The sequence below is a fragment of the Sphaerisporangium sp. NPDC088356 genome (genome assembly GCF_040685555.1).
Lineage (GTDB): Bacteria > Actinomycetota > Actinomycetes > Streptosporangiales > Streptosporangiaceae > Sphaerisporangium.
Genome location: NZ_JBFBIK010000022.1, coordinates 1 through 14,087, shown reverse-complemented (window position 1 = coordinate 14,087; position 14,087 = coordinate 1). Strand labels below are relative to the sequence as shown.

Annotated in this window: 12 protein-coding genes and 1 tRNA gene; 5 read left to right on the top strand and 8 right to left on the bottom strand. The window is 69.1% G+C overall.

Annotated features, from left to right (window positions below; all coding sequences use genetic code 11):
• The first annotated feature begins 14 nt into the window (after window positions 1-14).
• A complete protein-coding gene (locus AB0O34_RS11265) occupies window positions 15-3,782 on the top strand; it encodes a tetratricopeptide repeat protein (protein WP_363915141.1) in 3,768 nt (1,255 codons plus the stop codon).
• Window positions 3,783-3,844: 62 nt separating this feature from the next.
• Here the strand turns inward: AB0O34_RS11265 and AB0O34_RS11260 are convergent, their stop codons facing one another.
• The 3 genes from AB0O34_RS11260 to dcd all read right to left on the bottom strand — a co-directional run bounded on the left by AB0O34_RS11260 (window position 3,845) and on the right by dcd (window position 6,654).
• A complete protein-coding gene (locus AB0O34_RS11260; protein ID WP_363915139.1) occupies window positions 3,845-4,843 on the bottom strand; it encodes an inorganic phosphate transporter in 999 nt (332 codons plus the stop codon).
• Window positions 4,844-5,461: a DUF47 family protein gene (locus tag AB0O34_RS11255; RefSeq protein WP_363915137.1), complete on the bottom strand. Its 618-nt coding sequence runs from the start codon at window positions 5,459-5,461 to the stop codon at window positions 4,844-4,846. It abuts the gene before it with no gap.
• A gap of 617 nt (window positions 5,462-6,078) precedes the next feature.
• Complete coding sequence (gene dcd / locus AB0O34_RS11250; RefSeq protein WP_363915135.1) at window positions 6,079-6,654, bottom strand: dCTP deaminase; 576 nt, start codon at window positions 6,652-6,654, stop codon at window positions 6,079-6,081.
• 155 nt (window positions 6,655-6,809) lie between these two features.
• On the opposite strand from dcd, the gene AB0O34_RS11245 reads away from it, so the two are divergent.
• A tRNA-Gly gene (locus AB0O34_RS11245) sits at window positions 6,810-6,883 on the top strand.
• A gap of 158 nt (window positions 6,884-7,041) precedes the next feature.
• On the opposite strand, the gene AB0O34_RS11240 is transcribed toward AB0O34_RS11245, so the two are convergent.
• Window positions 7,042-7,398 (bottom strand): helix-turn-helix transcriptional regulator, encoded by a 357-nt coding sequence (locus AB0O34_RS11240; protein WP_363915133.1) that lies wholly within the window; start codon window positions 7,396-7,398, stop codon window positions 7,042-7,044.
• Window positions 7,395-7,766 carry a type II toxin-antitoxin system RelE/ParE family toxin gene (locus tag AB0O34_RS11235; RefSeq protein WP_363915131.1) on the bottom strand — a complete coding sequence of 124 codons (372 nt, stop codon included), beginning with the start codon at window positions 7,764-7,766 and terminating at the stop codon, window positions 7,395-7,397. The genes AB0O34_RS11240 and AB0O34_RS11235 overlap by 4 nt, the downstream gene beginning before the upstream one ends.
• Window positions 7,767-7,984: 218 nt before the next feature.
• Between AB0O34_RS11235 and AB0O34_RS11230 the strand changes: the two genes are divergently transcribed.
• The 3 genes from AB0O34_RS11230 to AB0O34_RS11220 all read left to right on the top strand — a co-directional run bounded on the left by AB0O34_RS11230 (window position 7,985) and on the right by AB0O34_RS11220 (window position 9,047).
• Window positions 7,985-8,260 carry a hypothetical protein gene (locus tag AB0O34_RS11230; protein WP_363915129.1) on the top strand — a complete coding sequence of 92 codons (276 nt, stop codon included), beginning with the start codon at window positions 7,985-7,987 and terminating at the stop codon, window positions 8,258-8,260.
• Between the two features lie 208 nt (window positions 8,261-8,468).
• On the top strand, window positions 8,469-8,801 hold the full coding sequence (locus tag AB0O34_RS11225) for a DUF6247 family protein (protein ID WP_363915128.1): 333 nt from the start codon (window positions 8,469-8,471) through the stop codon (window positions 8,799-8,801).
• Window positions 8,802-9,047, top strand: a complete 246-nt coding sequence (locus tag AB0O34_RS11220) for a hypothetical protein (protein WP_363915126.1) — start codon at window positions 8,802-8,804, stop codon at window positions 9,045-9,047.
• Between the two features lie 478 nt (window positions 9,048-9,525).
• Here AB0O34_RS11220 and AB0O34_RS11215 read toward each other — a convergent pair whose 3' ends face one another.
• From AB0O34_RS11215 to AB0O34_RS11205, 3 genes are read right to left on the bottom strand one after another with little or no spacing between them, the layout of a single operon-like run.
• The gene (locus AB0O34_RS11215) at window positions 9,526-10,611 is read right to left on the bottom strand and encodes an alkene reductase (protein ID WP_363915124.1); all 1,086 of its coding nucleotides are present in this window, start codon (window positions 10,609-10,611) and stop codon (window positions 9,526-9,528) included.
• Between the two features lie 57 nt (window positions 10,612-10,668).
• On the bottom strand, window positions 10,669-12,762 hold the full coding sequence (locus AB0O34_RS11210; protein ID WP_363915122.1) for a tetratricopeptide repeat protein: 2,094 nt from the start codon (window positions 12,760-12,762) through the stop codon (window positions 10,669-10,671).
• 11 nt (window positions 12,763-12,773) lie between these two features.
• The gene (locus AB0O34_RS11205; RefSeq protein ID WP_363915120.1) at window positions 12,774-14,015 is read right to left on the bottom strand and encodes a hypothetical protein; all 1,242 of its coding nucleotides are present in this window, start codon (window positions 14,013-14,015) and stop codon (window positions 12,774-12,776) included.
• Window positions 14,016-14,087 lie beyond the last annotated feature (72 nt).

Below are 14,087 nucleotides of genomic sequence, written 5' to 3'. Positions count from 1 at the left end.
CAGCGAGGCATGACGTGACCAACTTCAACCCCGGCGGACCCGGCACGTTCTGGTCCCTCCTCGGCCAGATCGAACGCGAGTCCCTGCACGCCATCGGCTGGGTCAGGGAGTTCGCCCCCCGCGAGACCCTCGGCGACCGCGACGCCCTGCCCGACAGCGTCACCGTCCTGCTCGACGGCTACGCCAAGGAGGTGTACGGCTCGGCCGACGGCGACGAATCCCTCATCGAGATCTTCGGCCCCGGGCACCTGGAGGGCGAGCTCGCCCTCTGGGACTGGCCGCACCGGGGGCGCATCGAGACCCTGACCGCCGTGCGGGCACTGCAGGTGCCCAAGGACAGGTTCGTGAACTTCCTGGCCGAGGAGCTGTCCGCCGGCGCCGCGCTGATGAAGAGCCTCGGCCACCGCCGCGTGCTCGTCGCCCGGCGTCGCGCCCCCGGCCCCGGCGTACGCGCGCCCGCCAGGATCGCCCTCCATCTGATCGAGCTGGCCCTGCGCTTCGGACGCCCGTCCGGCACCGGCGTGGTGATCGGCCCGCCGCTCACGCAGACCGACCTGGCGAGCTTCGCCGGGGTCGACCGCGTCGCCGTTGCCCGCGCGTTCCACGTGTGGCGGCCCAGGGGCTCCCGCGCCACCTGTGCCCACCCGCACGCCGACCTCATCGAGCAGCACGGATCGACGATCCGGGTGAAGGACATGGACGCCCTGCGCGCCGCCGCCGGGCCGTGGGCGGCCGAGTGGGACTCGGCCCCCTTCCTGTCCAACGGGACCCCCGGCAGGACGGCCGCCAAGCGGCAGGTCCCCGCGATCAGGATCCCCGTGACCGGTGCCGGCCCTGCGCAGCTCCCCCCGGTGGTGCCCTGCTTCACCGGCAGGAGCGCCGCCATCCACGCCCTGAACACCCTGGTCACGGCGGCGAACCGCCCGCGTGCGGTCATCGTCGAAGGCATGGCCGGGGTCGGCAAGTCGGCCCTCGCGACCTACTGGGGCCAGTCGGTGAAGGACGAGCACTTCAGCGGCGGCCAGCTCTACCTCGACCTGCACGGCGCGCCCAACCGGCCGCTGACGACCGCCGAGGCCGTCGGGCAGCTCCTGCGCGGCCTCGGCGTCAGCGGGCACCAGATGCCGGTGGACGAGAACGAGCTCGTGGCCGCCTACCAGCGCCGGCTCGCCGACCGGCGGCTGCTGATCGTGGTGGAGAACGCGGGCGAGAACCCCGAGCTGATCCGGCCCCTCATCCCGCCCTCCAACCGGTGCCTGCTGCTGGTCACCACCCAGGCCAGGCTTGCCGGGCAACCGGGCCTCACCCGCGCCGACGGCGTCGAGCCGCTGGCGCTGGACGTCATGGCGGAGGAGGAGGCCGTCCAGCTGATGGCCGCCGTCCTCGGCCCCGGGGACTCCCGGGTCCGCGAGAACCCCTCGGACGCCACCCGGCTCGTACGGCAGTGCGCCATGCTGCCGCTGGCCCTGCGGATCACCGCCGCCAAGCTGGTGGAAAACCCCGCCGAGCAGATCGCCGACACCGTACGCGACCTGGACGGCCAGGACCGGCTGTCCAAGCTGGCGCAGGACGACGAGCCACGCGCGGCCGTACGGCCGGCCTTCGAGGTGTCCTACCGGGCGCTCCCGCCGGACCTTCGGCGCACCTTCCGCTACCTCGGCCTGACGACCGGCCCGGACGTCGGCGCCGAGTCCTGCGCGGCGCTGCTGGACGAGGCGGTGCCCGAGACCCTCCGCCGCCTGCGGGCGCTCGACCGCCTGCATCTGGTCGCCCGCAAGCGTGACACCGGAGAAGCCGATCGGTTCATGGTGCACGACCTGCTGCGAGTCTTCGCCAAGGAGCGCGTGCTGCTGGAGGACAGCGAGGCCGAGCGCACAGGAGCCGTCCGGCGCCTGCTGACCCACTATCTCGCCACCGCCATGCGAGCCGGGGACGCCCTCGGACGTCCGAGGCGCGTCCTGCACGACCGCGCCGTCTCGCCGCCCGCCACCTCGGACGCCGATCGCGAGCGGCACTTCACCTGGTTCGAGAGCGAGCGCAGGAACGTGGTCGCCGCCGCCCACCAGGCAGCCAGGCACGGGCTGCACCCCTATGCCTTCAACCTCGCGGACGCGGTGTACGACTTCATGACCTCCCGCGGCTACATCAGGGACGTCATCGACGTGCACAAGGCCGGGCTCGCATCTGCCCAGGCCGTGGACGAGTGGCCCGCCACCGCCCAGATGCTGCACCACCTCGCGATCGCCCACCGCAGCATCGGCCAGAACGTCAAGGCGCTCAGCTACGGCGAGGACGCGCGATGGGGGTTCCGGCGGCTCGGGGACAGCCTCGGGGAGGCCAACGCCCTGGACAACCTGGCCGACGTGCGCGGCGTGCTCGGGCGCTACCGCCTGGCCATCGAGCACTCCGAGGAGTCGCTGCGCCTGCACCGCCTGGCCGACAACAAGGCGGGCGAGGCCGAGGCGCTCGACACGATCTCGCAGAACCTGCGCAGGCTCGGCGAGTACGTCAGCGCGGAGGACCACGCGCTGCGGGCGCTGAGCATCCGGAGGGCGATCAAGGATGGCGCCGGCGAAGCGGAGACGCTGCTCAACCTGGCCCGCCTGCACTACTTCTGGGGCGCGCCCCGCGAAGCCGTCGTCCGGGCGCTGCAAGCCCTGTCGCTCCGTATCGACCTGGCCATGCGCCTCGACCTCGGCGACGAGCCGCAGTCCGCCGACCCGTACCGCGAGCTGGCGCGCATCCACCGGCAGCTCGGCCTGCGCGACCTGGCCCGCCGCGACGCCGAGCAGGCGATGCGCATCTCCCGGGCCACCGGCGACCGGCACGGCGAGGGCGAGACCCTCACCATCCTCGGCAAGCTCCTGCGCGACGAAGGCGCCCACGCCGAAGCCCTGTCCCGCCTCTGGCGCGCCGTACGGCTCGCGCACGAGATCGGCCACAAGCGGGGCGAGGCGGAGGCGCGGGCGGCCATCGGCGTCGTGTACTTCAAGCTCGGGCGGTACGCCGAGTCGCGCGAGCACCTCAACCTCGCGCTGGAGATCCGCAGGGAGATCGCCGACCGGGCGGGGGAGGCGCAGGACCTGGAGAACCTCTCCAGGACCATGCGGCGGCTGGCCCGCTACGAGGACGCCCTCCAGCACGGCCTGCAGGCGCTGAAGCTGTGGAGGGAGCTGGACGTCCCGACGGGCGAGGCGCGCACCCTCGGCGGCCTCGCACGGACGTACGCGCGGCTCGGGCTCCAGCAGGACGCCCTCCGTGCCGCCGAGACGTCGCTGTCCATCCGGGAGCGGCACGGGGACGGCATGGGGGTCGGCCTGGACACGATGGCGCGCATCATGCTGCGCATGGGGAGGCCGGAGCAGGCTCTGGACAAGGCCGTGCAGGCCATCCGGGCGATTCGCGAGACGGGCGACCGGCAGTACGAGGGGTCGGCCATCAACAACCTGGCGCGGATCTTCCTCGCCCTGGACCGCCCCGACGCGGCCGAGAAGTACGCCAGGGAAGCGCTGGAGATCGTCAAGGAGGCGGGTGACCTGCGGGAACAGGCGGCGTGCCGGCACACGCTGGGGTTGATCTCGCAGTACCGGGGTGATCACGCGGGGGCGCTGCGCGACCTCGACGAGAACCTGCGGCTCCACCGCGAGACGGGGAACCACAGCGGCCAGATGGAGGCGCTGCGCGCGCTGCGCCTGTCGCACGAGGCCATCGGCAACGTCCGCGAGGTGCAGGAATGCGAGCAGCGCATCCACAACATCGAGCGCTGGCTGGGCGGCTCCTGACTCCTTGATCCGGAGGCTTGCTCCACTCGGAGCCGGGGGCTTGCTCCACTCGGAGCCGGGGCTTACTCCACGATCCAGTGGAGGATGAAGTAGGACAGCGCGGCCACGAGAGCCGCCGCGGGGATCGTGAGAACCCACGCCGTGATGATGTTCCCCGCGACACCCCACCGGACCGCCGACAGTCGCTTGGTCGCGCCGACGCCCATGATCGCGCTGGTGATCGTGTGGGTGGTGGAGATGGGCGCCTTGGCGGCGATGGCCATCGTGTAGAGGACGATGGAGGCCGCCGTCTCGGCCGCGAACCCCTGCGCGGGGGTCAGGTGGATGATCCGCCGTCCCAGCGTCCGCATGATGCGCCAGCCACCCGAGTAGGTGCCCAGCGAGATCGCGGCCGCCGCGGAGAGGATGACCCACTGCGGGATCGGGTCCTTGGCCCCCACGTAGCCGCCGGTGTAGAGCGCCAGGAAGATGACGCCCATCGTCTTCTGGGCGTCCTGCAGGCCATGGCCGAGCGCCATGGCCGCGGCGGACACCGTCTGGGCGTACCGGAAGTTCTTACCCGCCTTGTGGGGGTTCGCCCGCCGGAAGATCCAGAGGATCGCGATCATGATAATGGCTCCCAGCAGGAAGCCGACGATCGGGGAGAGGACCATCGGAATGACGACCTTCTCCACCACTCCGCTCCAGTGGATCGTGCTGGAGGCGGCGAGAGCGGACCCCACCAGGCCGCCGATCAGCCCGTGGCTGCTCGACGAGGGAAGTCCGAAGTACCACGTGATGAGATTCCACGTGATCGCGCCGATCAGGCCGGCACCCACGATGACCAGGCCGTGCGAGCCGGTCGGCGGCTCGATGATGCCCGTGCCGACCGTCCTCGCGACCTCGGTGCTGATGTGCGCACCGACGAAGTTCATCGCGGCCGCCATGAAGAGCGCGGCACGGGGGGTGAGAGCGCGGGTCGAGACCGAGGTCGCGATCGCGTTCGCGGCGTCGTGGAAGCCGTTGGTGTAGTCGAAGACCAGGGCTATGGCGATGACGCCGATGACAAGTGCGAGCTCCACTTAGCTTTCCTTGACCGCGATCGACTCGATCGTGTTCGCCACGTGCTCGAAGGCGTCGGCGGCCATCTCCAGCTGGTCGATGACCTCCTTCATCTTCATGACGGTGAGAGCGTCGTACTCACCACCGAAGAGCTTGGCGAGCAGGCGTCGGTAGACCTGGTCGGCCTGGTTCTCCAGGCGATTGATCTCGATCCAGTACTCGTTGAGGTTGCTCATCGACCGGAGCCGGGGCATGGCGTCGGCGGTCAGCTCCGCGGCCCGCTCCAGCACCTCTACCTGGCGAACGACCTCCTTCGGGAGGTGGTCGATCTGGTAGAGGCCGATGAGATCGGCGGCGGCCTCCATGTAGTCCATCACGTCGTCGAGATTCGACGCGAGACGATAGATGTCCTCGCGGTCGAAGGGCGTGATGAAGCTCTCGTTGAGACGGTTCATGATCGCGTGAGTACGCTCGTCGCCCGCGTGCTCGCAGGCACGCATCTTCTCGGCCAGGGCTTCCCTGTCCGAGCCGTCACTGATGATCTCCACCAGTAGACGGGATGCGGTGACGAGGTTGTTCGCCGAGTCGGCGAACAAGTCGTAATAGCTGTCCTCACGAGGCGTGAGACGCAGGCGCACGTCGTTCTCCAGATGTGCGGGGACGGTCCGCAGAGAAGAGTAAGGGGTACGGGCTGAAATGCGAAGTTCGTGACATGCACTCCTGCTTGTAACCCTCTCTTCCCCTAGGCGCTGCCCTCTGTTCGTACGTTGACACCGAGGCATCGCGAAATCCGCGACGTATGTTCCCGGTCTGACGGCCGCGTGGCCCAACCCGTACGCCGGAGCCACACGTTTCACACAAACCCCGACCACCCATGGCCCACCGGACTACGTCGCCCAGTGCACTACAAGGTTGGTCACCCGACCACTGATCGCCCACCGAACCATAAGATTTGGTCACCTGACTGCGCATCGCCCGGCGGACTATGCGCGTTACCGACCGGGCGACTCATGTCGCCGGGCGCGTGGTCTGACTCCTCCGGTCCCGGCATATCCCCAATCACAGCAGTCAGGGGTCGGCGGACCGGGCCAGCACCGGCGCCGCTACCCATGGTCTACACGTTCTTGGTCTACGCCTTCCCTGGCGGACATCGTCAAGGGGCACCGCTCACCGTACGCCCTCGTCCAGGACCCATCCTCGACAGGGTCTCCCTCTCAGGGCCGTCAGCTCCCAGCAGTACCGGGGCCGTCAGCGATCACATCGGCGTGCGGTGGAAGTTGAGGAAGGACCGGCTCGGGGTCGGCCCGCGCTGCCCTTGGTACCGCGACCCGTACTTGAGGCTCCCGTAGGGATGCTCGGCCGGAGAGCTGAGCCGGAACATGCACAGCTGCCCGATCTTCATCCCCGGCCACAGCTTGATCGGCAGCGTGGCCACGTTGGAGAGCTCCAGGGTGACATGCCCCTCGAAGCCCGGATCGATGAAGCCGGCCGTCGAGTGCGTGAGCAGCCCGAGCCGCCCAAGGCTCGACTTGCCTTCCAGCCTGCCGGCGATGTCGTCCGGGAGACCGATCACCTCATAGGTGGAGGCCAGGACGAACTCCCCCGGGTGCAGGATGAAGGGTTCATCTCCGTCGGGCTCCACGAGTCTGGTCAACTCGGGCTGCTCGATCGACGGATCGATGTGGGGATACCGGTGATTTTCGAATACCCGGAAGAACCGATCGAGCCTCACATCGACACTCGACGGCTGGATCATCTCCATGTCGAACGGGTCGATCTTGACCCTACTCAGCTCGATCTCGGCACAGATGTCTCGATCGGATAGCAGCACCTCAGCAACCTACCAACGCAGCCTGCGCGACGAAGGACCTCTCGCTCCAAGAGGCCTCAGCCGTCCCCCACATCGATCACGCGTGATCTTCACCGGGAGGAGGTGACACGCCCGAAGTTCCGCTAGAGTAGGTGCGTCGTCAGTCACTGATCGACGCGGGTGTAGTTCAATGGCAGAACATCAGCTTCCCAAGCTGACAGCGCGGGTTCGATTCCCGTCACCCGCTCCAACACCACGGCCCAGCTCAAGAATGCGATCTAGAGCTGGGCCTTCCTTCGTGCCCCTAGCGCTGATGACTCCCGAGCAAGCCTGTCGCGGCGGAGGACCGCCACTGCCGGAGGAGCAGCGGAAGCCCTGCGGGCTGAGACTCGAAGCGGCCGTCGCAAGTTATGCGTTCACGAACTGTCGGTGATGCACCGTTAGAGGCTCGATTTCAGTAGCGTCGTCGTCGACGACGAGCTCGACGCGGAACCGAACCCCCATCGCCATACCGAGGCGCAGCAGTGTCGCTATATCCGGGATGCCGCCACCGCCCTCGATGCGAGACAGGGCGGGTTGGGACATCCCGGAGCGCTCCGCTACGACCTTCTGAGACAGGCCTCGGCGCTTGCGGATCTCACGCAACTGGTCTCCGAGCTCCAGGTCACGACCCGCCTGCTCGTATTCGGGGTGGGACTGCGCATCCGCTTCCATCTCGCGCAGACGCTTCGCCTTGTAGGTTTCCCAACGGCTGTGACCCATCATGCGCTCCTCTCGAACACGTGCGTGGTGGTTAGGTCGTGTTCTGTCTCGCACCGCTTCTTCGCAGCGATCGCTCGGTCGATGTCGGCTGTCTGAGTCCCGTCCTGGGTCTTGCGGAAGACCGTCAGTATCACGATCACCTTGTTGGATGGCTTCCAGAAGGTCAACCGCCAGGTCGTGCGGTCGAGAGCAACACGCAGTTCGTGCACACCTTCGGCATCCTTCAGCTTCTTCACGTGATCCCTATCAGGGATGCCGCCAGTGACGAGGTAGTCGTCTACGTTCCGCGTAACCCGCTGGTAGAGCGGAAAGGAAAGCCCGTCCAGCCAAGACTCCACCTCCGGCTCTAGGTCGACCTCCCACTGGCGCATACCATCGATAGTATATGCATTCGATGGTAACTCGCGGCGAGGGTGAGCACCAGGCCTGAGGCTTCGGTGGGGGCGCTCCACCTTGCCCCCTGCCCCTGTCCCGCTTCCCCTTCGGGCGGGTCGACGGCAGACGGGGTGATCAGGGACGGGCGACGTGCCGCGCGGTGCGCCCCAGACCAGCTCCGAGGGTTGATCGTCGTGCGGTTAGCATGCGGGTCATGAGCCGCCAGGTGGCCGATGTGCAGGATGATCGAGTTGTCGGCATCGCCGTCCGTCTCGCCATCGCCGACGAGCCAGTCGCCCTCGTCGTCATGAATCACCACGCGGGCCGGGACCTGGCCACTTGCGACCCGGCGGTTGACCACTGCTCCAAGCTCGGCGGGAAACCTGCCGTCCTGAAACGGGTGGACATGGTGACGGGAGGCTTCGACCGTGGAGCCACTCTGGCAGAACGCGTGATCGCCGGGCCATTCGCGGGCCATAAGCCAGGGTGACGAGGGGTCGACCACGGTCACTCGCGACCGGCCTCAGGCCCAGGTCAGCAGCCCTATGTGCTGTGATCGATGTACTTCCCAAGCTGACAGCGCGGGTCCGATTCCCGTCACCCGCTCCACATGGGTTTCTTGGCTTCCGTCACTCTCAAAGCCCCCAGCCTTGTCAGCTGAGCTCTGTAGGCTCTGTGACGGGAGAGGGGACACCAGCATGACAGCGCAGCCACAGGACTTCGCACCACCCAGCCCGTCTATGCCGGAGAAGAACCTGCGGGCCATCCGCGCCGCCCTGGTCGTACCGCAGGACCGCGAAGCGTTCGATGCGGGACTCAAGGCAGTCCTCGATGAGGTTCGGGTAAGTCTGGATCTCGGCGCCCTGAACGACTTCGTTCACCGCTGGTGGATCTCCGCGTGCGACTCGGTGACAGACCCCGGAGGACGCCGCCAGATGCACCTCAGGGCGGAGCAGATCCTTGCCGGCGAGCCGGTCCCCCGGGGAAGGCCATGGCATGAGGTCCTCACCGCTCGCGGAGTCGAGCTGTAGGTGTACCAACTCATACTCGACCCGGTCGCCGAGGACCGGATCGCCGCGGTTCCCGAAGAGGCGCTACGTCCGCTCGCCGAACTGTTCACGCTGCTGGAGACCGCCCCGTGGAGTGGCCGACCGTACAACCCAGCCAACCCCAAGGCCAACATGCTCACCCACACCTTCGGCGAGCGCGGTCTCGCGACCTACGTGGTCATGGAGGAACAACGCGAGGTGTATCTCATGCGAGTCGAGTGGCCATGACCCACGTGCCAGATGCGTGCCAGAACAGGCGGGGAACCGCAGTCACTCACGGTCACTCGACCAGCCCTGACCTGCACCCCATTTTCCCAGCTCAGGCCAGCAAGATCACTAGCCGATCCCAAGCTGACAGCACGGGTTCGCTTCCCGCCACCCGCTCCATACACGAAGGCCCAGGTCAGAGACACGACGATCACCACCGGTGGCCGACGTCTATCGTGGTCGGGGGCGATCGAAGATCCGGGGTTCGTTCCTCTCCCCGGCTCACCGGGGCATTCGGGCAGGTGTCGTGTGCACCCGTCGGTCAGCCGTTGAGGTCCTTCCGGTAGCGCAACTTCGTGAACGGAGGAACGTCACTCGCTCCCCGTTCCTGCACTGATTCGATCACGCGCCGCGCGTTCTCGTGGCCGAAGGCGAGATTCACGCCTTCGGCGGCGCGGCCCAGATGCCCTCTAGTACGCCCAGAGGCCCTAGTACCAGGTCAGAACCGGGTTCTCGCAACTGGGGCGGGGGTGTAGTCGGTGTAGCCCCGGGTGCCGCCGCCGTAGTAGGTGGCCGGGTCGGGCCGGTTCAGCGGGACGCCGGTGCGCAGGCGTTCGACCAGGTCGGGGTTCGCCAGAAACGCCCGGCCGAACGCGACGAGGTCGGCGCCGTGCTCCAGCCACCGTTCGCCTTCCGCCCTGCCCCCGTCGGCGGGCATGTCGCCTCCTGAGCCGGGGACGACCACGAGCGTGCCCGGCCAGCTCGCGCGGATCTTCCCGGCGAGCGGCGAGCCAGGCGCCACCCCTGCCACGTGCAGGTAGGCCAGCCCGGCAGGGGCCAGCGTGTCGACCAGGGCCGGATAGGTCTCCTCGACGTCGTCCTCATCCTCGGTGATGTCGTTCAGCGGATTGCCTGGCGTGATCCGCAGGCCCACCCGGTCCCCGCCGATCGCCCCGGCCGTGGCTCGGGCCAGCTCGACGGCGAATCGGATACGGTCCCGCCCGTAGGCGTCGGAACGGCGGTTGGTCCCGGGTGCGAGGAACTGGTGGACGAGGTAACCGTTCCCTCCATGCAGCTCGACACCGTCGAACCCGGCGTGGACCGCTCGCCGGGCGGCACCGGCGAAGTCCGCGATGGTCGCCCTGATCTCCGTGGCGGTGAGCCCGCGTGGGGTGGGCAGGTCCTGCCGGCCGTCGGCGGTGAAGACCTGCCCGGCGGCCCTGACCGGTGATGGCGCCACCGGCCGCAGTCCGTGCAGGCTCGGGTGGCCTATCCGGCCCGTGTGCATGAGCTGCGCGAAGATCCTTCCGCCCGCCTCGTGTACGGCCCTGGTCACCGCACGCCACCCCTCGGCCTGCTCGTCGGCGTGCAGGCCAGGAGTGCCGGGATAGCCCTGACCGGCCACGCTCGGCTGGACGCCCTCGGTGATGATCAGTCCCGCCGTCGCCCGCTGCGCGTAGTAGGCGGCCGCCTCCGGCCCCGGAACGCCGTGCCGGTCGGCGCGGCTGCGGGTCATCGGCGACATCACCAGCCGGTTGGGGAGCCACAGACGCCCCAGCCGCACGGGATCGAACAGGTCGGGCATCGCACCCCTCCACGGGTTCACGGCCGGCGTACGTCGGGTTCCGGGGCCCGGCGTACGTCAGGCGGAGCCGTGACCGAGGGCCTCGCGGCAGGCGTCCAGCCGTTCCCTGGCGTCCTCGTCGCCGGTCGCGACCAGGACCTTCTCGTAGTCCTCCATGGCCTCGGCGTAGCGGCCGGACGCCTGGTAGACCACGGCCCGGTTGTACCGGATCGCGGGCGCGTCGCTCAGCTCGACCGCCCGCTCCAGGTCGCCGAGGGCCCCTGCCAGGTCGCCGGCCTCGTACGCCAGCTCTCCCCGCAGCGCCCACGCCTCCGACAGCTTCTGGTTCTGACCGAGTGCCGCGGACAGCGCCTCACGAGCGGCGTCGGCGTCGCCACGCTCGGCGAGCAGCCGGCCCTTCAGGCACAGCAGGTGGGCGTTGGCAGGAGCGAGTTCCAGCCCCGCCGTCACGTCCTGCCACGCGGCGTCGGCGTCGCCGAGCTCGCACAGCACCCCGGCCCGGTTGACCCGCGCGTCCACGTGGGCGGGGTCCAGCTCGATGGTGTAGCCGAAGTCGGCGAGCGCTCCCTGCACGTCGTCGAGCTCCAGCCGGGCGTCGCCCAGGTTGTAGTACGCCTCGGGGAACGGCGGCGACAGGCTCAGCGCCCGTTCGTACGCGGCGATGGCCTCCTCCTCGCGCCCGAGCCGTCGCAGGATGTTGCCCACGTTGAAGTGGTGCTCGGGGAAGTCGGGGTCAAGCTCGACGACCTCCATGTAGTCGGCGAGCGACTCCTCCAGCCGGCCCATCATGCCGAGGACCTGGGCCCGGTTGTAGCGCAGCACCGCCCGGTGCAGGACGTGCTCCCCGGGCTCCAGCTCCTGGTCGAGCCGGGCCATGCCGTTCTCCAGCAGCCGCAGCGCCGCGTCGGCACCGTTCTGGCGAACCTCGACGAGCGCCAGGCCGTTGTTGCCGAACACCGAGTGGAAGGCACGCTTCTTCGGGTCCTCAAGCAGGGAGGCGATGGCGATGGCGAGGTTCATCCACGCCCTGGCCTGCTGGTAGTCCCGACGCGCCTCGGGATAGTGCCGGGCGTACAGCATCGCGGTGCCGTAGGCCAGCTCCATGTGCGCGACCGGGTCCGAGGTGGCCGCCCGTGCCTCGTTGTAGATCGCCTCCGCCTCCGATGCCCGGCCGAGGGAGGCGAGCGTGGTGCTCGTCGCGTTGTTGAAGTACCACCAGAGCTCGTCCTGGGTCGCCCGGTCGACGATCGCCAGCCCGCGCACCCCGAGGTCCGCCGCCGCCTGGTAGAGGCCGATCCCCCGGCAGTGGTCCAGCGCCTTGCGCAGGGCGGCGAGACCCGTGCCCTCGGGGTCGCCGCCGCGTTCGGCGTGGAAGGGGACCGCGCCCAGCAGGAGGGAGAACTCTCCCCGACCGGCCAGTTCCGCCGCCCGCTCGTCGTGCAGCCGGGAGCGTTCCTCGCGGGGAAGGCTCTCGTAGGCCACCAGTACCCGAGGGTCGTCGCTGGTCCCGTCGCTGTCGACGTACGCGTGCCCACCGGGCGCGACCTCCCCCGCGGGCTCGGTCGCCGGGGCGTCGACCCGCCTGGCGTGGGTTTCGAGTATCCGTCCTGGTGAGATCGTCGTCTCGCCCGGCGCGTCGGCGACCGGGTCCAGGCCGGTGCCGGCCACCACGGTCAGGCCGTCGAGGTCGCCTCGGCGGAGCAGGACGGCGACGAACTCCTGGTCGGTCGGGTCCGCCTCGTGCAGGTTCTCCACGACCAGCGTCCGAGGCCCGTCACCGAGCGCGCGCAGGTAGTCGCGCAGCAGCTCGGCCAGGCCGTTGGCGATGTTCAGCGTGTGCAGTCGCGAGTAGAAGCGGGTCCGTTCCCCCTTGCCCGCGCTCCACTCCAGTGAGGTCCAGGCGGCCGGCACCACGTGGGCCAGCTCGGGGGTGCTGGTCAGGATCTCGATGTTGTGCCGGGGCCCGAGCTCCGGGCAGCGTTCCAGCACATCCGGCCCGATCGAGCGCAGCAGAGTGCCCACCGCGGTGTACGGGCCGCGTAGCCGCCGGTGCGCGTCGAGCACGGCGAGGACGGGCGGCAGGTCGAGGCGGCTTCTGACAAGGTCGCGGTCGTGGCGCCGGGCGGCTCGGATCCAGTAGTGGTCACCCATGGTGCGTCCTTTCATGCGATGACGTGGTAGAGCCGCTGCTCCCGGCGGCGGTAGCGGTCCCGGAGCGCCATCCAGCCGAGGACGGCGAGCTGTACGAGGATGAAGCCGGCGAAGACGATCGAGTCCAGCAACTCGGCCCAGGTGGCGCCGCCGCCGGTGAAGCGGCTGAGGACTCCGGTGAACATCTGGTACACGACCGGGACGACCGCGGCGACGAACGTGGTCAGGCTCACCGTGTAGCCCACGACGATCAGCCAGGAGTACCAGCGCGCGACCCGCCGGTCGACGGGGTGCCAGTCCGCCTCGTCGTGCAGCCGGTGGCGGCGTCCGAGAAGGCGGTTCACCCGGTTGCTCAGCATGCGCTTGGCGGTGGTGTGCAGGTCGACGCAACCGAGCGCGGTGACGATCAGCACGTACAGGTCGGTGCGGAGGTAGAACGAGAACTGCCACAGGATCCGCAGCAGGATGGCGAAGGCGAACGCGAGGCAGAACCTCCCGGTGGAGGAGAACGCGCCTCCGGGCTCGCGGGTCAGGTCGGCCACGATGGTGAGTACGGCCATGACGACCACGTCGGCCAGGATCCCGGCGACGATCGGCAGGTACCGCTTGCGGCGTGGCACGGCGACCAGGCCGTCCAGGGAGGTCTCCAGCACGATGAAGTAGAGCCTTCGCCCGATGCTCAGCCGGGACCGCAGGCCGAGCCTGCGGCCGGCGAGGGCGTGGAAGCTCTCGTGCAGCAGCAGTTGCGGGATGGCCGCGACGAACAGGGTGGCCTGGATGATCGTGTAGTACTCGGTGAAGAAGACGTGGCGGTAATTGGGCACCAGGTCGTGCCGCCACGCCATCGCGAGCATCGCCCAGGCGACGAGGGCTCCGTAGATGATCCAGGCGGGCACGGAGAAGACCGCCCGGCTGAGCCGCCGCCAGCGGAGAGGGGCGGCCGCGGATTCGGGCTCCTCAGAGGAGCGGATGAAGTCCAGCTCGTGGAGGGCCGCGATCACGTCGTCCATGTCGACGCTCTCGTGGTACTCCTGCTCGTACCAGGCCGCGACCTCACGCGGCGTGGCCCCCTGCTCCAGCCTTCGCACCAGTTCGGCGCCGTCGGGCGGGAAGCCGCCGTAGGAGTCGGTGTCCGGCCTGCCCACCGTCACCTCCTCGCCGTCCGCCAGGTAGACCAGCGGGTGCAGCGGGAGTGGCCGGTCGGGGTCGTACCGGATCATCGGGGCGGCGTCCACGGCTTCTGCGTCAGTCAACGTACAGTCCTCCGTGCGGCTCGGACGCGAGGTGGAAGCGGGGTGGAAGCGCCGGGTGCGTCGCCGCACCCG

Bases quoted from the DNA above. Each gene is read 5' to 3' on its own strand.
- AB0O34_RS11215 (WP_363915124.1), bottom strand. From the start codon at position 10,611: ATGCCCGACCTGTTCGATCCCGTGCGGCTGGGGCGTCTGTGGCTCCCC.
- AB0O34_RS11225 (WP_363915128.1), top strand. From the start codon at position 8,469: ATGACAGCGCAGCCACAGGACTTCGCACCACCCAGCCCGTCTATGCCG.
- AB0O34_RS11235 (WP_363915131.1), bottom strand. From the start codon at position 7,766: ATGCGCCAGTGGGAGGTCGACCTAGAGCCGGAGGTGGAGTCTTGGCTG.
- AB0O34_RS11240 (WP_363915133.1), bottom strand. From the start codon at position 7,398: ATGATGGGTCACAGCCGTTGGGAAACCTACAAGGCGAAGCGTCTGCGC.
- AB0O34_RS11210 (WP_363915122.1), bottom strand. From the start codon at position 12,762: ATGGGTGACCACTACTGGATCCGAGCCGCCCGGCGCCACGACCGCGAC.
- AB0O34_RS11230 (WP_363915129.1), top strand. From the start codon at position 7,985: ATGAGCCGCCAGGTGGCCGATGTGCAGGATGATCGAGTTGTCGGCATC.